General features: G+C 76.5%; 20 protein-coding genes and 1 pseudogene. 2 read left to right on the plus strand and 19 right to left on the minus strand.

Annotated elements, in window-relative coordinates; all coding sequences use genetic code 11:
• Positions 1-187: 187 nt before the first annotated feature.
• The 5 genes from IEY37_RS10595 to infC form a co-directional block, all read right to left on the minus strand.
• On the minus strand, positions 188-1,060 hold the full coding sequence (locus IEY37_RS10595; protein ID WP_373298328.1) for a peptidoglycan-binding domain-containing protein: 873 nt from the start codon (positions 1,058-1,060) through the stop codon (positions 188-190).
• Positions 1,061-1,577: 517 nt separating this feature from the next.
• Entirely contained in the window at positions 1,578-2,459 is an 882-nt protein-coding gene (locus tag IEY37_RS10600; protein WP_188942267.1) for a TrmH family RNA methyltransferase, read from the minus strand.
• On the minus strand, positions 2,456-2,836 hold the full coding sequence (rplT, locus tag IEY37_RS10605; RefSeq protein ID WP_188941556.1) for a 50S ribosomal protein L20: 381 nt from the start codon (positions 2,834-2,836) through the stop codon (positions 2,456-2,458). The genes IEY37_RS10600 and rplT overlap by 4 nt, the downstream gene beginning before the upstream one ends.
• Positions 2,837-2,968: 132 nt before the next feature.
• Complete coding sequence (rpmI, locus tag IEY37_RS10610; RefSeq protein WP_188941557.1) at positions 2,969-3,163, minus strand: 50S ribosomal protein L35; 195 nt, start codon at positions 3,161-3,163, stop codon at positions 2,969-2,971.
• 177 nt (positions 3,164-3,340) lie between these two features.
• Positions 3,341-3,943: a translation initiation factor IF-3 gene (infC, locus tag IEY37_RS10615; RefSeq protein ID WP_229674279.1), complete on the minus strand. Its 603-nt coding sequence runs from the start codon at positions 3,941-3,943 to the stop codon at positions 3,341-3,343.
• 321 nt (positions 3,944-4,264) lie between these two features.
• Here infC and IEY37_RS10620 point away from each other — a divergent pair, with 321 nt between their 5' ends.
• Positions 4,265-4,669, plus strand: a complete 405-nt coding sequence (locus tag IEY37_RS10620; protein ID WP_229674280.1) for a DUF1844 domain-containing protein — start codon at positions 4,265-4,267, stop codon at positions 4,667-4,669.
• A 132-nt stretch (positions 4,670-4,801) separates the two neighbouring features.
• Here IEY37_RS10620 and IEY37_RS10625 read toward each other — a convergent pair whose 3' ends face one another.
• The 7 genes and pseudogenes from IEY37_RS10625 to IEY37_RS10655 all read right to left on the minus strand — a co-directional run.
• Positions 4,802-5,524: a PH domain-containing protein gene (locus IEY37_RS10625; RefSeq protein WP_229674281.1), complete on the minus strand. Its 723-nt coding sequence runs from the start codon at positions 5,522-5,524 to the stop codon at positions 4,802-4,804.
• Entirely contained in the window at positions 5,521-6,021 is a 501-nt protein-coding gene (gene ribH, locus IEY37_RS10630) for a 6,7-dimethyl-8-ribityllumazine synthase (RefSeq protein WP_188941558.1), read from the minus strand. The genes IEY37_RS10625 and ribH overlap by 4 nt, the downstream gene beginning before the upstream one ends.
• Before the next feature lie 180 nt (positions 6,022-6,201).
• Complete coding sequence (locus tag IEY37_RS10635) at positions 6,202-7,527, minus strand: bifunctional 3,4-dihydroxy-2-butanone-4-phosphate synthase/GTP cyclohydrolase II (RefSeq protein WP_188941559.1); 1,326 nt, start codon at positions 7,525-7,527, stop codon at positions 6,202-6,204.
• Positions 7,524-8,273 carry a riboflavin synthase gene (locus IEY37_RS10640; RefSeq protein ID WP_229674282.1) on the minus strand — a complete coding sequence of 250 codons (750 nt, stop codon included), beginning with the start codon at positions 8,271-8,273 and terminating at the stop codon, positions 7,524-7,526. Before IEY37_RS10640 ends, IEY37_RS10635 begins: the two co-directional genes overlap by 4 nt.
• 296 nt (positions 8,274-8,569) lie before the next feature.
• Complete coding sequence (gene rpe, locus IEY37_RS10645; protein ID WP_188942275.1) at positions 8,570-9,292, minus strand: ribulose-phosphate 3-epimerase; 723 nt, start codon at positions 9,290-9,292, stop codon at positions 8,570-8,572.
• Positions 9,293-9,462: 170 nt separating this feature from the next.
• Positions 9,463-11,043, minus strand: coding sequence for an RsmB/NOP family class I SAM-dependent RNA methyltransferase (locus IEY37_RS10650; RefSeq protein WP_188942277.1), 1,581 nt, complete (start codon positions 11,041-11,043; stop codon positions 9,463-9,465).
• A gap of 173 nt (positions 11,044-11,216) precedes the next feature.
• Positions 11,217-12,134, minus strand: a pseudogene (locus IEY37_RS10655) (methionyl-tRNA formyltransferase); the annotation flags it as partial.
• 250 nt (positions 12,135-12,384) lie between these two features.
• Between IEY37_RS10655 and IEY37_RS10660 the strand changes: the two are divergent.
• The gene (locus IEY37_RS10660) at positions 12,385-12,999 is read left to right on the plus strand and encodes a GNAT family N-acetyltransferase (RefSeq protein WP_229674285.1); all 615 of its coding nucleotides are present in this window, start codon (positions 12,385-12,387) and stop codon (positions 12,997-12,999) included.
• A gap of 25 nt (positions 13,000-13,024) precedes the next feature.
• Here IEY37_RS10660 and IEY37_RS10665 read toward each other — a convergent pair whose 3' ends face one another.
• The 7 genes from IEY37_RS10665 to manA all read right to left on the minus strand — a co-directional run bounded on the left by IEY37_RS10665 (position 13,025) and on the right by manA (position 21,193).
• Complete coding sequence (locus IEY37_RS10665; RefSeq protein ID WP_229674286.1) at positions 13,025-15,175, minus strand: primosomal protein N' family DNA-binding protein; 2,151 nt, start codon at positions 15,173-15,175, stop codon at positions 13,025-13,027.
• A 57-nt stretch (positions 15,176-15,232) separates the two neighbouring features.
• A complete protein-coding gene (gene metK, locus IEY37_RS10670) occupies positions 15,233-16,444 on the minus strand; it encodes a methionine adenosyltransferase (protein ID WP_188941561.1) in 1,212 nt (403 codons plus the stop codon).
• Positions 16,445-16,668: 224 nt separating this feature from the next.
• Entirely contained in the window at positions 16,669-16,929 is a 261-nt protein-coding gene (gene rpoZ, locus IEY37_RS10675) for a DNA-directed RNA polymerase subunit omega (RefSeq protein ID WP_188942281.1), read from the minus strand.
• A gap of 168 nt (positions 16,930-17,097) precedes the next feature.
• On the minus strand, positions 17,098-17,823 hold the full coding sequence (gene gmk / locus IEY37_RS10680; RefSeq protein ID WP_188941562.1) for a guanylate kinase: 726 nt from the start codon (positions 17,821-17,823) through the stop codon (positions 17,098-17,100).
• A gap of 22 nt (positions 17,824-17,845) precedes the next feature.
• Positions 17,846-18,160: an integration host factor, actinobacterial type gene (gene mihF / locus IEY37_RS10685; protein ID WP_188941563.1), complete on the minus strand. Its 315-nt coding sequence runs from the start codon at positions 18,158-18,160 to the stop codon at positions 17,846-17,848.
• A 286-nt stretch (positions 18,161-18,446) separates the two neighbouring features.
• Positions 18,447-19,787, minus strand: a complete 1,341-nt coding sequence (locus IEY37_RS10690; protein ID WP_188941564.1) for an acetyl-CoA carboxylase biotin carboxylase subunit — start codon at positions 19,785-19,787, stop codon at positions 18,447-18,449.
• A 203-nt stretch (positions 19,788-19,990) separates the two neighbouring features.
• Positions 19,991-21,193 (minus strand): mannose-6-phosphate isomerase, class I, encoded by a 1,203-nt coding sequence (gene manA, locus IEY37_RS10695; RefSeq protein ID WP_188942283.1) that lies wholly within the window; start codon positions 21,191-21,193, stop codon positions 19,991-19,993.
• Positions 21,194-21,200: the final 7 nt, after the last annotated feature.

Consider the following 21,200-nt stretch of genomic DNA (forward strand, 5'->3'; position numbering starts at 1 on the left):
CCACCGGCGCCACCACACCGGCCACCACCGCACCGGCCACCAACCCGGCCCCGGCCCACCGGCGCCATCGGGACGGTCCGCCCGGTGGGGCGGCAGGTCGGGCGGCCGGTCGGACGGGGCGCTCGGTGCGGATCACGGGTGTCTCCTCGATCTGGTGATGGCTGGATGTCCGCGGGACGGCTGCAGGTCAGCGGCGCCGGTACTCCTCCCAGGTCCGGATCGGGATGCGTGGGCCGTCGTCGGCGGCGTGGTCCGCCAGCCCGTCCAGACCCAGGTAGTAGTCGCCGACCTGGTGCTGCGCGGCAGCGGAGAGATCGGTGTCGCTGATGGCGACGGCGTGGATGTGCCACGGCCAGTCCCCCTGGCGCGGGTTCCGCAGCCACGCCGCGAAGCCGACCCGGCGCAGCGCGGTGACGACGGCCGTCCGCGTGGCGGCCGACATGCCCGACACCGACACGTCGACCACGCCGCCACCGTCGTGGGTGCCGGCCGACGTCGGGTCCCCGCCGGGGTTGCACGAGCCCTGCGAGAGCACCAGCGAGCGTCCGGCCAGCTGCTCGGCGGCGGCAAGCATCGCCCGGGTGCGGGTGTCGACGACCGGGCCGCTGCCCGCCCAGTGCACGCGGCCGCCGGGCCGCAGCGGACGGGTCACGGCGTAGCGGCGGGCGCCGAGCGCGGTGAGGGACGCGATGCCCGGCAATCCTGTCGCCGCGAGGCCCCGGTAGCCCAGCGAGCGCTGGTAGGCGGCGTAGGCGGCGATCGTCGTGGTGCCGAAGTAGCCGTCGACCCACCGGGCGGCGAGCAGGCCGCGCGCCGCGAGCGCGCGCTCGACGAGCAGGACGCCCGCCCGGGCGCCGGCCGTGCGGGTGTCGTCGGGACGCCGGGGGTCGATCTGCGCGGCCTTGACGACCGCTTCCATGTCCACCGCGGGCAGGGCCGCCGGCACGGACGCGGCGGCCGGGGCCGGTCGTCCCTGGGCCACCGGGGTGGCGGCGCCGGCGGAGAGCGCCGTCGGCACCGCCAGCACCGCAGCGGTGAGCACGGCGGTGAGGGTCCGGATGAGCCGCACCGATCCTCCTCGGATCGACCGGGACGGCGGTCGTCGCCGGCGGCGGACCGGCCAGGTGTCGTCCACCGCGAGGGCAACCGTCGGCCGGTGCGGTGTTGTCCGGTAGCGGCCGCCGCCACCGGACAACACCGGACTGTCCGGCAGGGCTGTGAGCTGCACGAACAGCGGGGACGTCCGGCGGCCTGCCGTGTCCGACGGGCGTCCGGAGGCAGGGTCCGGACAGCATCCGCCGGCGGTCCCGGGGCCTTAGGGGCACCCGGGACGGCGTGAGGAGGGCGGAGCGGTGGACCGCGACGGTGTCAGGGGCGCGCAGCGGAGGACCGCGTCAGCGGGACGCAGCGGTGCGCCGGGCCGGCGTCAGCAGGACGCAGCGGGGAGCCGGGCCGACGTCAGGGGGACGCAGCGGGGAGCCGGGACCGCGTCAGCGGGGCACAGCAGTGGCCGCGTCGGGACTACACAGCGGTGCGCCGGGGTGCGCCCGGAGGACAGAGCACCGCGCCGGGCGGCGTCAGGAAGACAGAGCACCGCGCCGGCCCCGGTGGGCTCTCGCGCTGGCGTACAGGCAGACCGCGGCGGCGGTCGCCAGGTTCAGCGACTCGGCACGGCCGTAGATCGGGACCGCGACGCGCTCGTCGGCGCCGTCGGCGAGGTCGGCCGGCAGGCCGTGGGCCTCGGAGCCGAACAGCCACGCGGTGGGCAGGTCGAGCACGCCGCCGTCCTGGGCCTCGTCCAGGTCGACGGTCGCCGCGCCGGTGGTCGCCAGCACGGACAGCCCGGCCCCGGACAGCAGCGGGAGCAGCTCGACGACGTCCGGCACCCGGGCGACGGGCAGGTGGAACAGGCTGCCGGTGGACGCCCGGACGGCCTTGGGGTTGTACGGGTCGACGGCGTCACCCGCGAACAGCACGGCGTCCGCGCCCGCGGCGTCCGCCAGCCGGATGACCACGCCGGCGTTGCCGGGGTCGTTGGTGTCGACCAGCACGGCGACCAGCCGGGGGCCGGCGGCCAGCACCTCGGCCGCGGTCACGCCGGGCACGGTGCAGCGGGCCACCAGGCCCTGCGGGTGCACCGTGTCCGAGAGCGCCGCGGCCGCCCGCTCCGTCACCTCGGTGACCTCGATACCGGCGGCGTAGGCCGCCCGCACCAGGCCGACGTTGCGACCGGCAGCGGCCGCGGTCAGGTACAGCTCGCGGACGGTGCCGGGTGTCCGCCGCTCGGCGTCGACGGCCTCGCGGACGGCTTGCGCGCCCTCGGCGAGGAACTCGCCGGCCTGCTCACGACGGGACCGGCGGAGCAGCCGGTGCGCCGACTGGATCCGGCCGGCCCGCTCGGTGAGTGCACCGAGCGGGCTCTCGCCCGACCCGTCGGCCCCGGTGTCCTGGGAGGTCAGGCCGCGTCCGACTTGGACTCGGCCGGCAGGGCCGCCCGCGCGACCTCGACCAGCGCGGCGAACGCCGCGTCGTCGTGCACGGCGAGCTCGGCCAGCACCTTGCGGTCCACCTCGACGCCGGCGGCCTTGAGGCCCTGCACGAAGCGGTTGTAGGTCAGCCCGTGGTTGCGGGCCGCCGCGTTGATGCGGGTGATCCAGAGCTGGCGGAAGTCGTTCTTTCGCTTGCGCCGGTCGTTGTAGGCGTAGTTCAGGGAGTGGAGCACCTGCTCCTTGGCCTTGCGGTACAGCCGCGAGCGCTGCCCGCGGTAGCCGCTGGCGTGCTCCAGGACGGTACGGCGCTTCTTCTGCGCGTTGACGGCTCTCTTGACGCGTGCCATCGGGACACCTTGTCCTTCACTGTGGGGCGCCGGGCGGGCGCCGCGGGACCTTGCCGGTCCGGTCGGTCGGTGGGGGCGGTGCGGACGGTGGCCGCACCGCCGGGTCGCCGGGCTGGTGCCCGGCGGTCCGGGTCAGATGCCCAGCAGCCGCTTGATGCGGGGGGCGTCGACCGCGGCGATGCCCTTGACGCCGTCGATGCGGCGGGTCTGGCGCGACGACTTCTTCTCCAGGTTGTGCCGCTTGCCGGAGCCGGCGTGGACCAGCTTGCCGCTGCCGGTCACCTTGACCCGCTTGGAGATCCCGGAATGCGTCTTGTTCTTGGGCATGACTCCCTCTATCCCTGCTCGTCCGGTGCGCGCCGTGGCGCGCGTACTCACGGTCGCCCGTCGGGCACACCGAATCCTGTGACCACCGGCGGGGCCGGCGGTCGAGCCCGCCACCGTCCGGTGGCGGGCAGCACGACGCGCCCGGCCGACCTGGTCGGCCGGGCGACGCCGTCCGGGTCAGCCCGCGGCTGCGGTGACCGCCGGACGGGCGCGCTGCTGCTTGTGCGGCGCCAACACCATGATCATGTTGCGGCCGTCCTGCTTGGGTGCCGACTCGATCACGCCCAGCTCCGCGACGTCCTGCGCGAGCCGTTGCAGGAGCCGGAAGCCCAGCTCGGGACGCGACTGCTCGCGCCCGCGGAACATGATCGTGACCTTCACCTTGTCCCCGGCCTGGAGGAACCGCACGACGTGACCCTTCTTGGTCTCGTAGTCGTGCGGGTCGATCTTCGGCCGGAGCTTCATCTCCTTGATGACCGTCAGGACCTGGTTCCGCCGTGCCTCGCGGGCCTTCTGCGCGCTCTCGTACTTGAACTTGCCGTAGTCCATGAGCTTGCAGACCGGCGGGCGGGCGTCGGGCGCCACCTCGACGAGGTCGAGGTCGGCCTCCTGGGCACGGCGCAGGGCCTCGCCCGTCGAGACGATGCCGATCTGCTCGCCGGCCGCCCCGACGAGGCGGACCTCCGGAACGCGGATCCTGTCGTTGATGCGTGGCTCGACGCTGATTGAGTCCTCCTGGAGCCTGGTTCGGATGCTGTCTGCTGCGCTGCGGTACTGCACGTGGTGCGGGTGCTGCAGGCACCCGGCGGACGGCACTCCGCCGGGCCCGGGGCCACCCGCGTCACGCCCGACGGCGCCAACGCAGAAAGGTCCCGCTGCGAGGCAGGCGGGACCCGAGGGACGACCGGTCGGCGCCGTACGGCGCGCAGCACCGACGCATGTCGGTGAACCGGACCCGGCCGCCTGGTACTGCAGGGCTGCTCGGGTGGGAGTCGGGCTCCACTTGCCGCCCGGACCATCCCCGCCGGCAGGCGGCAGAGGTTCGACCCGGGCTGATCCCCGCTCGCGCAGGGATCGGTCGCACCTGACAGTCTACACAGGGTGAGCACCTCTCGGCCCCCGTCCGACCTGCCCGGCGACAGCGACCCCGGCGACGCACCTACCGTCGCACCCACCGGCGCCGCCGGTCCGGCCGACGCCGCGGCACCTCGCGAGCTGGTGGACATCCCGGCCGTCGAGGTGATCAGCCGGGCGGCCGTCCTGCTGATGTCGGCCGCCGCCGAGCAGCTCGGCCTGGCCTCGGACGACCCGCAGGACCCGGCGCACCGCGACCTCGACGAGGCCCGCCGCCTGATCACCGCGCTGGCCGGCCTGGTCCGCGCGTCGGCGCCGGACCTCGGCCCGCACGCCGCGGCCTTCCGCGACGGGCTGGACGCCCTGCAGCGCGCGTTCCGCGAGTACTCCGTGGTGCCGGACGACCCGGGACAGGGTCCCGGCGAGGCCTGATCTCCGGCCCCGCAGTGCGGTGAGGCCGGTGCCGGATCCGGCCGGACGACCGGGCGCGCGACCGGCTGCTGGCCGGACGCCGGTGCGACGGGCGGGCCGGACCTCGGGAGGACGGGCGGCCGGCCGCCGGCGTCAGCCGCGACGCCGCTGCTTGCCCGCCGCCTGCTTCTCCCGGTCGATGATCTCCAGCCGGCCCAGCGGGCGGTCCGTCGGCGGCTCGGTGAGCACCGGCACCGGCGCGGGCACCGGCGTACCGAGCCGGGCGTGCCAGGTCCGGACCGCCCGCAGCGAGGCCACCGCCCGGTCCCGGTCCAGCGCCTGGATGGCCATGACGGGGTGCGTCTCGTCGTCGGGCAACGCCAGCTGCGCCCAGTTGGCGCCTTCGGAGAACGCCACCCGCTGCACCAGCGGCCACGGGTAGAAGTTCTCCCCCAGGATGTTGCGGACGCGCAGTCCGGAGCGCTCCACCTGCAACCGCGGCCGGCCCATCAGCAGCACGCCGGCGCCGACCAGGATGCCGATCCCGATCAGTGCCACCTGGTCCGAGGTGCGGAACGAGACCCCGTCCTCGGAGCTCTTGAGCAACAGGCCGACGACGATCATCGCGGCCACGATCAGGGTCGAGGACACGGTGGCGTAGATCCGCATCCGGTGCGGGCGGACGGTGAGCAGGACACCGTCCGCCACGTCGGATGCCACGTCGGATGCCGCGTCCGGCCCGTCCGCCGGTCCGGCGGCCCCGGCCGTGCGCTCCCGCTCCCCCGCCGGTCGGTGCCCTGCCGGATCCACCCCCTCGGCGGCCGGGTCGACCGAGTGCCGGCCGTCGGCGGGTCCGTCCGGAACGGGGCCGGTCATCGCCCGAACCCGAGCGTCGCGGCCGGGGTGCGCAGGTCGCGCAGCACCAGTGCGGTGACCAGGGCGGCCGCCGCGGCCTCCGCACCCTTGTCCTCCGCGGCGCCGGGACCGCCGCTGCGGTCCACGGCCTGCTCGTAGGTGTCGCAGGTCAGCACGCCGTTGCCGACCGGCGTCCCGGAGTCCAGCGACACCCGGGTCAGCCCGGCGGTGACCGAGTCGCACACGTACTCGAAGTGCGGGGTGCCGCCACGGACGACCACGCCCAGCGCCACCACGGCGTCGTGGTCGGTGGCCAGCTGCTGCGCCACCACCGGCAGCTCGACGCTGCCCGGCACCCGCACCACCGTCGGCGGCCTCGTCCCCGCCTCGGCGCACAGCGCCACCGCCCGCTCGACCAGCCGGTCGGTGATCTCCGCGTGCCAGCTGGTGCCGACGATGCCGACCCGCAGGCCGGCCGCGTCGGGCGCCGCCAGCGCCGGACGGCCCTCGCCGCTCATGTCCGTCTCCTCTCGGTCACCATTCGCTCCCTCACGGTCGCTTCCTCACGGCTGCTTGCTCACGGCTGCTCCGTCACGGTCGCTCCGTCACGGCTGCTCCGTCGCCGTCCATCGGGTCGGGGTCGCCCGGCCACCGGCGCCGCGGTGCCGGAGCGCCCCCGCGCCGGCCGGCCGGGCACCTCAGGCGTGCCCGTAGCCCTCCAGCGCCGGCTCGGACCCCAGCTCGTCGATGACGTGCCCCATCCGGTCACGCTTGGTCGTCAGGTACCGCAGGTTCTCCGGGTTCACCGAGACCGCCAGCGGCACCCGGCCGACGATCTGCAGGCCGTAGCCCTCCAGCCCGGCCCGCTTGGCCGGGTTGTTGGTCAGCAGCCGCATGGACTTGATGCCCAGGTCGGCGAGGACCTGCGCACCGGTGCCGTACTCGCGCGCGTCCGCGGGCAGACCGAGCAGGAGGTTGGCGTCGACCGTGTCGACCCCCTCGTCCTGCAACTCGTAGGCCCGCAACTTGTCCAGCAGGCCGATCCCGCGGCCCTCGTGCCCGCGGATGTAGAGCACCACGCCGCGGCCCTGCGCGACGACGGCGTCCAGGGCGGCGTGCAGCTGCGGCCCGCAGTCGCAGCGCAGCGAGCCGAGCACGTCGCCGGTCAGGCACTCCGAGTGCACCCGGACCAGCACGTCGACGCCGTCGCCGATGTCGCCGTGCACCAGGGCGATCAGCTCCCGCCCGGTGATCTCGCTGACGTAACCCACCGCGCGGAAATCGCCCTGGGGCAACGGGAGTCGCGCCGACGCCACCCGGCGGACCTGCACCTCGCGGGCGCGCCGGTAGGCGACCAGGTCCGCGATCGAGATCAACGCCAGCCCGTGGTCGTCGGCGAACACCCGCAGCTCGTCGGTCCGCGCCATGCCCAGCGGGTCCTTCTCGCTGACGATCTCGCACAGCACGCCGACCGGCGACAGGCCGGCCATCCGCGCCAGGTCCACGGCCGCCTCCGTGTGCCCGGGCCGCACCAGCACGCCGCCCTCGCGGGCGCGCAGCGGCACCACGTGCCCCGGCCGGGAGAAGTCACCGGGCACCGACGCCGGGTCGGCGAGCTTGCGGATGGTGTGCGCGCGGTCGGCCGCGGAGATGCCGGTGCTGACGCCCTCCTTGGCGTCGACGGTGACCGTGTACGCGGTCCCCCGACGGTCCTGGTTGGTGTGGTACATCGGCGGCAGGTTGAGCCGATCCGCCTCGGACTCGGTGATCGGCACGCAGACGTAGCCCGAGGTGTACCGGACCATGAAGGCGATGAGCTCGGGCGTCGCCAGCTCCGCGGCGAAGATCAGGTCGCCCTCGTTCTCGCGGTCCTCGTCGTCGACCACGACGACGGCCCGGCCGGCGGCGATCTCCGCCAGCGCGTAGTCCACGGTGTCGAAGCCGGCCGCCGTGCGGGGACGGCGGGCCGCCTCGTCGACACCGTCGACGGGTCCGGCGGGCGGGACGGCGGTGGCGTCGCTCACCGGGCACCTGCCACGGCGACCCCTGCCGGGTCCGAGGCCGGGACGCCGGCGGGGGCGGCACCGCCGCCGGGGGCGGCACCAGCGCCAGGGGCGGCACCGACACCGGGGGCGGCACCGACTCCGAGAGCGGCCGAGCGGGCCAGCAGCCGTTCCACGTACTTGGCCATCACGTCCACCTCGATGTTGACCTCCGTGCCGGGATCGGCCAGGCCCAGCGTGGTGAGCGCCCTCGTCTCCGGGATGATGCCGAGGGTGAACTCCGCGGCGCCGGCCGGCCCGCCGGTGTCCTCGACGTCGATCACGGTCAGCGAGACGCCGTCCACCGCCACCGCGCCCTTGCCGGCGACGTAGGGGGCGAGCGCGGCGGGCACCCGGACGCGGAACTCGTCGTAGCCGCGGTGCGGGGTGCGGGCCACGACGGTGCCGACCCCGTCGACGTGGCCCTGCACGACATGCCCGCCGAGCCGGCCGTCCGCCCGGACGGACCGCTCCAGGTTGACCCGGCGCCCGGGCGTCCAGGACCGCGCGCTGGTGCGCTGCAGCGTCTCCCGCATGACGTCCGCCGTGAAGGTCCCGCCGGCCGCGTCGACGACGGTCAGGCAGACCCCGGACACCGCGATGGAGTCGCCGTGGTGGACGTCCGAGGTGACCAGTGGCCCGCGCACGACGACGCGGGCGTCGCCGCCGTCCGGGGCCACGTCCAGGGCGAGCACCTCGCCCAACTCCTCCACGATGCCGGTGAACATCCGCCCTGTCCGACCCTTCGCCGTGGGGCCGCCGCGCGCCGACCGGCCCGCGGGCCCCTGCCCTGCCCGCCGGCCACACGGCCGTGGCGGGTCCCTGCGTCCATAGTCCTCCACCCGGGGGACCCGCGGGCCACCCCGGGCGCCCGCCGGGGGCGTGATGCCCGTCCCCTGTGCCTCACGGCCGGGATCTGCTCGCGGTCGGCCACCCGGTCCCTCGTCCGACGCGCCGCGACGCGCCCCGACGGGAGGTCGCGTGGCCGGTCCGGGTCCGGGTCCGCGGCGGGACGGCGCGCCGGTCAGCCGGCCGACGCGTCCCCGTCCGGGGATCCACCGGACGGATCCACGGCGTCCGCCGGGTCGTCGGACACCGGGCGCGCCGCCTCGGCCCGCCGGCGCAGGTCCGCGACGGCCGCCGCCCGGTCGGGACTGCCGTAGACGGCGGAGCCGGCGACGAAGCAGTCGGCGCCGGCCTCTGCCGCCTGAACGACGGTGTCCGCATTGATCCCGCCGTCGACCTGCACGACCACCCGCAGGTGGCCGGTCTGCACCATGCGGCGGGCCCGGCGCACCTTGTCCAGGGTGTGCGCCAGGAACTCCTGGCCGCCGAACCCGGGCTCCACGGTCATCACCAGCAGGGTGTCGTAGCTGGGCAGCACGTCGACCCAGTCGTCCAGCTCGGTGTCCGGCTTGAGGGACAGTCCGGCCGTGGCGCCGGCGGCGCGCAGGTCGACCGCCATGGTGACCGGGTCCCGGACCGCCTCCGCGTGGACGGTGACGTTGTACGCGCCCGCCTCGGCGTAGCCGACGGCCCAGCGGTCCGGGTCGTCGATCATCAGGTGGCAGTCGAGCGGGATGTCGGTGGCCGCGTGCAGCGACTGCACCACCGGCAGCCCCAGGGTGAGGTTCGGGACGAAGTGGTTGTCCATGACGTCGACGTGCAGCCAGTCCGCACCGCGGACGGCCGCCGCCTCGTCGGCCAGCCGCGCGAAGTCGGCGGACAGGATGCTCGGCGCGATCAACACGGTCACCGGGCCAGCCTAGAGCGGCACCCCCGGGCCGCCGTCGCCCCCGCCGGACCGGCGGGCGGCCGCCGCGGGGGCCGGGCGCCGGTCCGCCGCGGCGCCGGACGGGCGGCCGCGGCGACATCGCAAGGGGTGGCCCGCGGCCCGGGCGGCGACCCGGCTCGGCGTCAGCCGGTCCGGCGCAACACGGCCAGGAACATGGCGTCCGTGCCATGGCGGTGCGGCCACAGCTGCACCGTCGGGCCCTCGCCCAGGTCTGGGACGCCGGGCAGCAGCGGCCGGGCGTCGACGAGCTCGAGCCCGGCCGGGCGCCGGGCCACCACGCCCTCGGTCTCGGACAGGTGCGGCGAGCAGGTGACGTACGCGACGACGCCGCCGGGCCGCACCAGGCGGGCCGCGGAGGACAGCAGTTCGCGCTGCAGCCGCACCAGCGGCGCGACGTCGGCCGGGGACCGGCGCCACCGGGCCTCCGGACGGCGGCGCAGCGCGCCGAGCCCGGTGCACGGCGCGTCCAGCAGCACCCGGTCGAACCCCGCCGCGGGCAGCCCGGGGTCGCGGCCGTCCGCGGTGTGCACGGTCACCGGCAGTCCGGCCGTGGCACGGCGGACCAGCTCGGCGCGGTGCGGCGCCACCTCCACGGCATCCAGCCGGCCGCCGCGCTCCGCCGCGATCGCCCCCAGCAGGGCCGACTTGCCGCCGGGCCCGGCGGCCAGGTCCAGCCAGCGCAGGTCCGGCCCGCCGTCAAGGTCTGCGGCGGCGAGGGCCAGGGCCACCAGCTGCGAGCCCTCGTCCTGGACACCGGCCCGGCCGTCGACGACCGGAGCCATCCGTCCCGGGTCGCCGCCCTCGCCGAGCACGACGCAGGTCGGCGCCCAGCGGCCCGGCGTCCCCCCGGCGAGCCGGGCCAGCTCGTCGCGGTCGACGCGGCCGGGACGGGCAGCCAGGTGCACGGCGGGACTGAGGTTGTCGGCCGCGAGCGCGAGCTCGAGCTCGGCCGCGGCGGCCCCGCCGAGCGAGTCGCCCAGCGCGGCGGCGATCCACCGGGGGTGCGCGGTGCGCAGCGCCAGCCGCTCCACGGGATCGGTGCCGGGTGGCGCGAGCAGGTCGAGCCAGGCGTCCAGGTCGTGGGCGCTCACCCGCCGCAGCACCGCGTTGACGAACCCGGCAGCGGACGGCCGGGCCCCGGCCCGCACCAGGTCGACGGTGGTGGACAGGGCGGCGTGCGGCGGGACCCGGGTGTGCAGGAGCTGGAAGGCGCCCATCCGCAGGGCGTCCAGGACCGGGCCGTCGAGCTCGTCCGGAGGCCGGTCGCTGCACCGGGCCAGCACGGCGTCCAGCTGGCCGGCCATCCGGGACGTGCCGTACGCCAGGGCCGTCGCCAGCGCGGCGTCGCGCTGGTCGAGCCCGGCGTCGGCGATCAGGTCGGGCAGCACCAGGTTGGCGTAGGCGCCGCGGTCGCGGACGGCGGCCAGCAGCGCCAGGACGGTGCGGCGGGCCGGGTCGTCGACGGGCGGGCGGGACGTCTGCGGGCGGCGGGGTGGACCGGTCCGCCCCGTCGCGCCGTCCGCCCGGCCCGCGCCCCGACCGCCGCGCCCGTCGCCCCGGCCACCGCCCGCGCCGCGCCGGCCGCCTCGTCCACCGGGTCCGCCGTGCCCACCAGGTCCGCCCTGTCCACCGCCGCCGGGGCCACCCCGGCCGCCCCGGTCGCCACGGTTACCACGGTCGCCACGGTCGCCGGACGGCGGCACGTGCGCGGGGCTCACCGGCCACCCGCCGGACCGTCGGTGGGGACGGCACTCGGGGCCGGCCCGCTGCCGGTCCCGGTGCCGATACCGGTGCCGGTGCCGGTCTCCGCGGCGCTGACGGCGCCAGCGCCGCGGACCGCCGTCGGGTCCGCCGGACCCTCGTCGTCCCCGCGGCCGAGCACCGTGCCGGGTTCCGGGCGGACACCGCGGGCCCAGTCCGCGGCCGGCATGCTGCGCCGCCCCGGCGCCAGCACGGACCCCAGCTCCACCGCCGTCGTGCCGGTGCCGGCCAGCACCCGGCGGCGTTCCACCCGCAGCTCGCCCGGCGCCAACCCCGTCACGTCCGTCGGCAGCACCGGGCCGAGGACCAGCCGGCCCCACGCGGACCCGGTCCAGGCGCCGGGTTCCGGGGTGACCGACCGGACGGCGCGGTCGACGGCGAACGCGGGTTCGGCCCAGCGCACCCGGGCGTCGGTCAGGGCGATCTTCGGTGCCAGGCTGACGCCGTCGGCCGGTTGCGGGACGGGCCGCGCCGACCCGTCGGCCAGCGCGTCCAGGGTGGCGACCAGCAGCGCGGCGCCGGAGACGGCCAGCCGGCCGAGCAGGTCGCCGGCGGTGTCCCGGGGCCCGACCGGCTCCGTCACCGTGCCGTAGACAGGGCCGGTGTCCAGGCCCTCCTCGAGCCGGAAGGTGCTCGCCCCGGTGATCGGGTCACCGGCGCGGACCGCGGCCTGCACCGGGGCGGCGCCGCGCCAGGCCGGCAGCAACGAGAAGTGCAGGTTGACCCAGCCGTGCCGCGGCACGTCCAGCACCGGGCGCGGCAGGATCGCGCCGTAGGCGACCACCGCCGCGGCGTCCGGCGCCAACCCGGCCAGCTCGTCGCGGAAGGCGGCGGTGCGGGCGGACGCGGGCTGCAGCAGCGGCAGCCCGGCGTCGGCGGCCACCCGGGCGACCGGCGACGGCACGGTGCGGCGGCCCCGGCCGGTGGGCGCGTCGGGACGGGTGACGACGGCGACCACCTCGTGCCCGGACGCCAGCAGTGCCCGCAGCGACGGGACCGCGGGATCCGGCGTGCCGGCGAAGACGATGCGCAGAGCGACCTCCCTGGGATGCCGCAGCAGTCTACGAACCCGCGCGGGTGCCGAGCCGGCGGCGGCCCCGACGCGCGGGCTCGACCGGGCACCGTCGGACACCGCCGGCCGCCGCCGGCCGCCGCCGGCCGCCGCCGGGCACCGCCGGGCACCGCCGGGCACCGCCGGGCACCCCCGCTGTACCCGGCGCCGAGGGATCGTCATCATGTCCGGTGCCCGCGGGGACCGCCCGCCCCCTCGACTGGAGGTCGACGTGACAGCTCAAGCCCCGGACGGACGCCCGCTGGTCGGCCGGTACGTCCGGCTCGACCGGACGACGCTCGCCGACGCGCCCGCCCTGTTCCAGGCGCTCGACGACGAGCGCGTCTACAGCGGCAACTACCTGGGCGGCCCGGCCGGCCGGCCGCGGTCCGCCGAGGACATGGCCGGCGTCGTCGGGGCGGCGCTGTCCAGCCGCGGCCGGACGCCGTACACGGTGCGGCTGCTGGCCGACAACGACTGGGGCGCCAGAGGTGCCGTCGTCGGCACGACCAGCCTCGGCGACCTGCACCTGGAGGACGAGCGCACCCACCTGGGCTGGACGGCGTACACCCCGGACGCCTGGGGGACGTTCGTCAACCCGGAGTGCAAGCTCCTGCTGCTGGGCCACTGCTTCGACGACTGCGGGTTCGGCCGGGTGAAGATCCAGACGGACTCGGTCAACGCGCGGTCCCGGGCGGCGATCGAGCGGCTGGGTGCGGTGTACGAGGGCACCCTGCGCCGCCACCGCCGCCGGGCCGACGGCACCTGGCGGGACACCGTCGTCTACTCGGTCCTGGGCACGGAGTGGCCCGGGGTCCGCGACGGCCTGCTGGAACGGCTCGGCTGACCGCCGGGCCGGGTGGGCGGCCGGGTCAGAACAGCGCGTCCGGGTCGACCTGGACCCGCAGGGCCACCGCGTCCCGGCGGGCGGACCGGTCCGCCGCCAGCGCGGCCAGTGCGGCGGTGAGTCCCTTGCGGTCGGCCTGCGGCACCCGCACCAGCAGCCGCGCCGCGGACGGCTCCGGGGTCCCGCGGACGCGGCCGGGCAGATCGGCCAGCGGCACCGGGCCGAGCAGCTCGGGCGGCCGGGCGGCGGCGCGGGCGGCCAGCTCCAGCAGCTCGTGGGCGGCGGCCTGCACCGCGGACTCCGGTCCCTCGACCGACGCCATGGCCACCGCCGGCGGGAAGCCGAGCTCGGCCCGGGCGTCGAGCTCGGCGTCGGCGTGGCCGGCCGGGTCCCAGCGGATCAACGCCTGCACCGCTGGCAGCGACGTGTCGGCACCGACCACCACCCGGCCGCCGGCGGCGGCGGGGCGGACCAGCGCGGCCGCGCCCATCCACCGGCGCAGCGCCTCCTCGGCCGCCCGCAGGTCCGGCCGGCCCAGCAGCAGGCCGCCGTCGAGCAGCAGCGCGGCGCCGTAGCCCGCGGGCGCCGCGGGCTCCGTCCCGGGCGTCGCCACGACCAGCGCCGGCCCGTCGGGCACCACGGGCCGCTCCTCGTCCCCGGACGAGGTGAGCACCGGGACGCCCGGAAACGCTCGGCCGAGTTCCTCGGCGGTGCGCCGCGCACCGACGGTGGTGGTCCGCAGCCGGTCACCACCGCAGGCGCCGCACACCACGTGGGCGTCGCTGACACCGCACCAGCGGCAGCTGGGCGGCCGGTCCCGGCCGGAGACGGCCAGCGGCCCGTGGCAGCGGCGGCACCTGCTCGGCCGCAGGCACCGGGCACAGGCCAGCCCCGGCAGGTAGCCCTGTCGCGGCACCTGCACCAGCGCCGGGGCGCCGGCGTCGAAGGCGCGCCGGGCGGCGTCGAACGCGGCCGGGCTCAGCCGCGCGCGGGCCGCCGCCGACTCGGCGCCCGCCGCGTACCGGTCACCGGCGGCCTCGATGCGCGGCGCGGCCTCCCGCAGCACGGCGCGCGGGGCCACCACCTCCCTGGCCCAGCCGGAGCGCACCAGCAGGGCCGCCTCCGCGGTCCTGGCCCAGCCGCCGAGCAGCAACGGCACCCGCTGCAGGGACGAACGGAGCATCAGGACCTCGCGGGCGTGCGGGTACGGCGCCCTGGGCTCGGCGTAGAGGTCGTCGCCGTCGTCGAAGAGCGCGACCAACCCCAGGTCGGCCACCGGCGCGAAGGCGGCCGCACGGGTGCCGGCCACCACCCGGACGGCCCCGCGGCGGACCGCCAGGAACCGCCGGTACCGCTCCGGTGGTCCGAGGTCCGCGGACAGCGAGGTGTGGCTCCCGGCGGGCAACCGCTCCGCCAGCGCGGTTCCCAGCAGCTCGAGGTCGGTCGCGTCCGGGACGAGCAGCAGGGCCCCGCGGCCGGCGGCGTGCGCCGCGGCGGCGGCGTCGGCGAACCGGGCGGCCCAGTCCTCCCCCGGCAGGGCCTGCCACACGGCGCGCGCGGGACGCCCGACCCGTACCGACGCCAGGAAGGCCGGGCCCGCGGCGTACCGCGCCCAACCGCCGGGTTCCCGGTCGGCAGTCGGCGCCGCAGCGTCCGAGGTGTCGGGGTCCGGGCCGGGCCGGGCGGACTCGACGCGGGCGTGCCGGGGCGGGACAGCCAGCCGCAGCACGTCGGCGAGGGTGCCGGCGTACCGGTCCGCGACCGCCCTGGCCAGCGTGCGGATCTCGGGCGCCAGCACCGATTCGGCGGACACGACACGCTCGAGGAAGCCGAGCCGGCCGGCGTGGTCGGACCGGTCGGACCGGTCCAGCAGGAAGCCGTCCACCAGCCGGCCCGCGAACCGGACCCGCACCCGGGCGCCGGGCACCGCGTCCAGGTCCTGGTCCCGGTCGACCAGGTAGTCGAACGGCCGGTCCAGGTGCGACAGCGACACGTCGACGGCCACCCGGGCGACGGGCAGGGTGGCCGCGGCCTCCCGCGCCGCCGGCGGGGTCCGCCGCCCGGTGGCCGCGCGCCGCGTCGGGGTGGCCGCTGCCTGCACGCTCGCTGCCGGGACGCCCGCTGCCGCGGCGGCGCCCGGGGCGGCGGGCGCGGCGGTGCTGCGGGCGACGGTCACCCGTCGTGGATACCAGAGGGCACCGTCAGTGCCCGGGCGCCGGGGCGCCGGTGCAGGTCAGACGCCGATCAGGCTCTTCAGCGCCTCGACCCGGTCGAGCTGCTCCCACGGCAGCTGGACGTCGGTGCGGCCGAAGTGGCCGTAGGCGGCCGTCGGTCCGTAGATCGGCCGCAGCAGGTCCAGGTCACGGATGATCGCGCCCGGCCGCAGGTCGAAGACCTGGCGGATGGCGTCGGCGATCTTGTCCGGGTCGACCTGCTCGGTGCCGAAGGTCTCCACGAACAGGCCCACCGGGGCGACGTGGCCGATGGCGTAGGCCACCTGGACCTCGATGCGCTCGGCCAGCCCGGCGGCGACGGCGTTCTTGGCGACCCAGCGCATGGCATAGGCCGCCGACCGGTCCACCTTCGACGGGTCCTTGCCGGAGAAAGCGCCGCCGCCGTGCCGGGCCATCCCGCCGTAGGTGTCCACGATGATCTTGCGGCCGGTCAGGCCGGCGTCGCCCATCGGGCCGCCGATCACGAACCGGCCGGTCGGGTTGACCAGCAGGTTGTAGTCGCCGGTGTCCAGCCGGCCGTCCAGCTCGGCCAGCACCGGCTCGACGACCTGCTGCCGCACGTCGACGGCCAACAGGTTGACCAGGTCGACGTCCTCGGCGTGCTGGCTGGAGACCACCACGGTGTCCAGCCGGACGGCCCGGTCACCGACGTACTCGATGGTCACCTGGGTCTTGCCGTCCGGACGCAGGTAGGGCACCGCTCCCGCCTTGCGGACCTCGGTGAGCCGGCGGGCCAGCCGGTGGGCCAGCGCGATCGGCAGCGGCATCAGCTCGGGGGTGTCCGAGCAGGCGTAGCCGAACATCAGGCCCTGGTCACCGGCGCCCTGGCTGGCCACCGGGTCGTCCGCCGGGGCCTCGACCTCGCCGGTGCGGGTCTCGTAGCCCACGTCGACGCCCTGGGCGATGTCCGGCGACTGCGCGCCGATCGCCACGTTGACCCCGCAGGACGCACCGTCGAAACCCTTGGCCGACGAGTCGTAGCCGATGGACAGCACCTTGTCGCGGACGATCTTGGGGATGTCGGCGTAGGCGGACGTGGTGACCTCGCCGGCGACGTGCACCTGACCCGTGGTGACCATCGTCTCCACCGCGACGCGGCTGGCCGGGTCCTGGCGCAGCAGCTCGTCGAGGATGGAGTCGCTGATCGCGTCGCAGATCTTGTCCGGGTGTCCCTCGGTGACGGACTCGGAGGTGAACAGGCGGGAAGTCACGACGGGGGCTCCTAGGGATGTTCAGGTCGTCGGCGGCCGGCCGCTGCCCCACCGCGCGCCCGCTGAGGGTACGCGGTGGCCAGCGGCGCACCTCGGCGCCACGACGGGACGGGTCCGGACGGCGTCCCGCGCCTCCCGGACCGTGTCCCGGACGGCAGGGGACGGCGCAGGACGGCACGGGGGCGGCACGGGCGGTCAGCGCCGCGGCGTCCCGCCCGGTGGGCTCACTCGCCCTCGGTGTGCTCCAGCAGGCCGGCGTTGATCTCCCGGAGGGCGATCGACAGCGGCTTCTCCTTCGGCAGCGGGTCGACCAGCGGGCCGACGTACTCGAGCAGGCCCTCGCCGAGCTGGGCGTAGTAGTCGTTGATCTGGCGGGCGCGCTTGGCGGCGTAGATCGAGAGCCCGTACTTGGAGCTGGTGCGGGCCAGCAGCTCGTCGATCGGCGGGTAGGTGATCCCGGCGGCGGCGATCTGCGACGGGGTCATGGAGGCCGACGCGGCGGGCAGGTCGGCGGCCGCGGTGGCGTCGGTGCCGCTGACGGCGGCGGGGATGGCTTCGGTCACGGGGTACTCCTGTTGTCTGGTGGGGTACTCCCCACGGCTGTCGTCCACAGTCCTCCGTACAGCCGGCCCCGTGCGCGCCCGACCGTGCTGTCAGGACGTGGCGGGGGGGCGGCTGCCGTGGCCGCCCGTCGACGCGCCGTCGACGACGGCGGCGTCCGATCCGGCGGCCGGGTGCGGACCAGCCATCAACGATACCAATCCGCGGGCGGCGGCAGGCACGTCCGTGTTCACCACGGTGTGGTCGAACTCCCGCTCGGCGGCGATCTCGTCGCGGGCGGCGGCGAGCCGGGCCTCCGTCGCGGCCGGATCCTCGGTGCCGCGCCCGGTCAGCCGGCGTTCCAGTTCGGCGAACGAGGGCGGCGCCAGGAACACCAGCACGGCGGCGGCACCCAGGTCGGGGTGCCGGCGGACCTGCCGGGCGCCCTGCACGTCGATCTCCAGCAGCACGTCCTCGCCGGCGGCCAGCCGCTCCTCGACAGGGCCGCGGGGGGTGCCGTACCAGTGGCCGGCGAACCGGGCGTACTCGAGCAGGTCGTGCGCCGCGACCATCTCGCGGAACCGGTCCTCGGTGAGGAACAGGTAGTTGACCCCGTCCCGCTCACCCGGCCGGCGCGACCGCGTGGTCACCGAGACCGAGTACCACAGGCCGGGCAGCTCCCGCCGGAGGTGGGCCAGCACGGTGCTCTTGCCGACCCCGGACGGGCCGGAGAGGACGAACAGCCGGCCGCGCCGGCCGTCCGTCTCCGGACAGGCGGCCCGGTCGGCGGGTCCGGGGCCGGGCGGCGCGCCGGCGTCGGCCCCGGGACTGGGGTTCACCGGCGGCGCGGTCCCGGCGTCCTCAGGACCCGAACTCGGCCAGCAGGGCCTGCCGCTGGCGCTCGCCGAGCCCGCGGACGCGGCGGCTCGGCGCGATCTCGAACTGCTCCATCAGCGCCGCGGCGCGGACCTTGCCCACCCCCGGCAGGGACTCGAGCAGCGCCGAGACCTTGAGCTTGGCCAGCGCCTCGTCCGTCTCCGCGTCGGCCAGGACCTGCTGCAGCGTGGTGCCACCGCGCTTGAGCCGCTCCTTGAGGTCGGCCCGCACCCGGCGCGCAGCGGCCGCCTTCTCCAGGGCCGCCGCCCGCTGCTCGTCGGTCAACTGGGGCAGTGCCACGTCGGTGCCTCACTTCTCGTCGTATGTCGATGCGCAGTCGTCGTCGTGCGGCGCTGTTCGGGTACCCGAGCGCCGGCGGGCCAACCGTGCCGCCCGCTGCCGAACCCGCCCCCGCTGCCGGCGCGCGCCGCGCGGGATCCGGTCGGGGCGGTGGACGTAGCGAACCTACCTAGCGCTCCTGCGGGGAGCAAACACCGACCCGGCTCCGCTGCTGGTCGCCGGCCGCCGCCCCGCCGACCGTGACCAGCACCGACGGCAGCGGCCGCGGCCGGCACACCGGCTCCGGTCAGCGGGCACGCATCCGGGCCACCAGCGCGGTGTCGTAGTCACCGGAGACGAACTCCGGGTTGTCCAGCAGCTCGGCGTGGAAGGCCAGGTTCGACTTCGGACCGGTGATCACGAAGTCCCGCACCGCGCGCCGGGCCAGCTCCAGCGCTGCCGGACGGTCGGCCGCGTGCACCACCAGCTTGGCCATCAACGAGTCGTAGGCCGGGGTGACGGTGGTGCCGGCGGCGTACCCGGAGTCCACCCGGACGCCTGCGCCGGACGGCTCGACCCACTCGGTGATCGCGCCGGGTCCGGGCAGGAACCGCTTGGGGTCCTCGGCGTTGATCCGCAGCTCCACGGCGTGGCCCTGCGGGCGCACGTCCGGGTCGAAGCCCGGGTCCTCTCCGGCGGCGATGCGCAGCTGCGCGGCCACCAGGTCGATGCCCAGCACCGCCTCGGTGATCGGGTGCTCGACCTGCAGCCGGGTGTTCATCTCCAGGAAGTAGAAGTCGCGGGTGGCCGGGTCGAGCAGGAACTCGACGGTGCCGGCTCCGCGGTAGTCGACGGCCTCGCCGGCCCGGCGGGCGGCCGCCAGCATCCGGTCGCGCAGCTCCTCGTCGAGAGCCGGCGACGGGGTCTCCTCCGCGACCTTCTGGTTGCGCCGCTGCACCGAGCAGTCGCGCTCCCCGAGCGCCAGCACCCGCCCGTCGGCCAGGCCGAGGATCTGCACCTCGACGTGGCGGACCCGCGGGAAGTACCGCTCGACGAAGACCGCCGGGTCGCCGAAGAGCCGCCCGGCGAACGCGGTCACCTTCTCGTACTCGGCGGCCATGGCGTCGGGCCCGTCGACGACGGTCATCCCCATGCCGCCGCCGCCCGCCGCGGCCTTGATCATCACCGGGTAGCCGATGCCGTCCGCCGCGGCCCTGGCGGCCTCCGCGGAGGTGACCGGGTCGGTGGTGCCCGGGGCGACCGGCACGCCCGCGTCCGACATCAGGTTCCGGGCGGCGATCTTGTCACCCATGGCGGTGATGGCCTCCGGGGACGGGCCCACCCACACCAGCCCGGCGTCGACCACGGCACGGGCGAACGCGGCGTTCTCGGACAGGAACCCGTACCCGGGGTGGACGGCCGCGGCGCCGGTGCGCCGCGCCGCGTCCAGCACCGCGTCGGCGTTCCGGTAGGACCGTGCCGGGTCGGCCGGCCCGAGCAGGACAGCCTCGTCGGCCTCCCGGACGAACGGCAGGTCGGCGTCCACCTCGGAGTGCACCGCGATGGTGCGCAGTCCCAGGTCGCGGGCGGTGCGCAGTACCCGGCGGGCGATCTCGCCCCGGTTGGCCACCAGCAGGGAGTCGAACATCGGTGGGGCAGGTCCCTTCGCAGTCACGGTGCGGCGCGGACCGGCGCGCCGGAACGGCAGGTCCGTCGCACCGGTGCGCACCGGGACCGGGACGGCCGTCGGGGGACGGCCGGTCGCCGCCGGGCGTGCCCATCCTGCCCGGCCCCGTCGGCACCGGCCCGGCGGGGCACGCCGGGCGGCTCAGCGTGCCGGACCGGCAGCGCTCAGGGAGCCAGGCCGTCCATGGCGCGGTAGGCCACCCCGGTGCCGTGCACCGTGACGCCGCGGTCCGCGGCGGGCACCCAGACCGACCGGCCCCGCGGGACGGTGAGCGCCGCCCCGTCCGCCGCGACCAGCTCGGCCGTGCCCTCGGTGACCAGCAGGATCTGCGGGCCGTCGTGGTCGAGCCGGTAGGGACGGTCGGACAGCTCCAGCCGGGACAGCCGGAACTCGGGGACCGGCGTGGTGTAGACCAGCTCGCCGTCCGGCCCGGCGTCGCCCCCGAGCACCGGGACGTCCCCGGCGGTGAAGTCGAGGACCCGCATCAGCTCGGGCACGTCGACGTGCTTGGGGGTCAGGCCGCCGCGCAGCACGTTGTCCGAGTTGGCCATGATCTCGACTCCGACGCCCTCCAGGTAGGCGTGCAGGTTGCCGGCGTCCAGGTACAGCGCCTGGCCGGGCTGCAGCGTCACCCGGTTCAGCAGCAGCGACGCCAGCACCCCGGGGTCGCCGGGATAGCGCTCGCCCAGCTCCAGCGCGGTGCGGTACTCGGCGGCGAACCGGGAGCCGGCGCGGACCCGCGCCACGCAGGCCTGGAGCACCGCCGCCAGCAACGGGTCGAGCAGCGAGGCCGGCACGGTGACGATCGACGAGAACAGCGCCCGGACGCCGTCCCGGTCCGGCTGCCCGGACAGCAGCGACAGGTAGTGGTCCAGTTGCGGCACGGCCAGTTCGGTCAGCAGCTCGACGGTGACCGCCGGGTCGCGGAATCCGCACAGCGCATGGAACTCGGTCAGCGCGCAGACCAGCTCGGGCTTGTGCCAGGAGTCCTTGTAGTTGCGGTCCGGCGAGTCCAGCGGGACGCCGAGCCGCTCCTCGAGCTCGAAGCCGTGCGCCGCCTGCGCCGGGGACGGGTGCGCCTGCAGGGACAGCGGCTCCGCAGCCGCCAGCACCTTGAGCAGGAACGGCAGCCGGGCGCCGAACTTGGCGGCCACGGCGCTGCCGAGCATGGCCTCCGGGTCGCGGTCGACGGCGTCGGCCAGCGTGACGGTGCCGTCCGACCCGAAACCCTCCAGCACGGACGGGTCGCCGGGGTGCGCACCCATCCACAGCTCGGCCTCCGGGTGCGGGGCCGGCGTCGGCCGTCCCAGCAGCTCGGAGATGGCCGTGCGCGACCCCCACGCGTACGGCCGCACCTGGTTCCTCATCAACCAC

Origin of the sequence: Nakamurella endophytica (assembly GCF_014646215.1) — a bacterium.
GTDB classification, from domain to species: domain Bacteria; phylum Actinomycetota; class Actinomycetes; order Mycobacteriales; family Nakamurellaceae; genus Nakamurella; species Nakamurella endophytica.

Excerpts from the sequence above, each read along its gene's own strand:
- IEY37_RS10625 (WP_229674281.1), bottom strand. The coding sequence starts at position 5,524 with ATGACCGGCCCCGTTCCGGACGGACCCGCCGACGGCCGGCACTCGGTC.
- IEY37_RS10640 (WP_229674282.1), bottom strand. The coding sequence starts at position 8,273 with ATGTTCACCGGCATCGTGGAGGAGTTGGGCGAGGTGCTCGCCCTGGAC.
- ribH (WP_188941558.1), bottom strand. The coding sequence starts at position 6,021 with ATGAGCGGCGAGGGCCGTCCGGCGCTGGCGGCGCCCGACGCGGCCGGC.
- rpoZ (WP_188942281.1), bottom strand. The coding sequence starts at position 16,929 with ATGACCCCGTCGCAGATCGCCGCCGCCGGGATCACCTACCCGCCGATC.
- IEY37_RS10690 (WP_188941564.1), bottom strand. The coding sequence starts at position 19,787 with ATGTTCGACTCCCTGCTGGTGGCCAACCGGGGCGAGATCGCCCGCCGG.
- rplT (WP_188941556.1), bottom strand. The coding sequence starts at position 2,836 with ATGGCACGCGTCAAGAGAGCCGTCAACGCGCAGAAGAAGCGCCGTACC.
- rpmI (WP_188941557.1), bottom strand. The coding sequence starts at position 3,163 with ATGCCCAAGAACAAGACGCATTCCGGGATCTCCAAGCGGGTCAAGGTG.
- manA (WP_188942283.1), bottom strand. The coding sequence starts at position 21,193 with ATGAGGAACCAGGTGCGGCCGTACGCGTGGGGGTCGCGCACGGCCATC.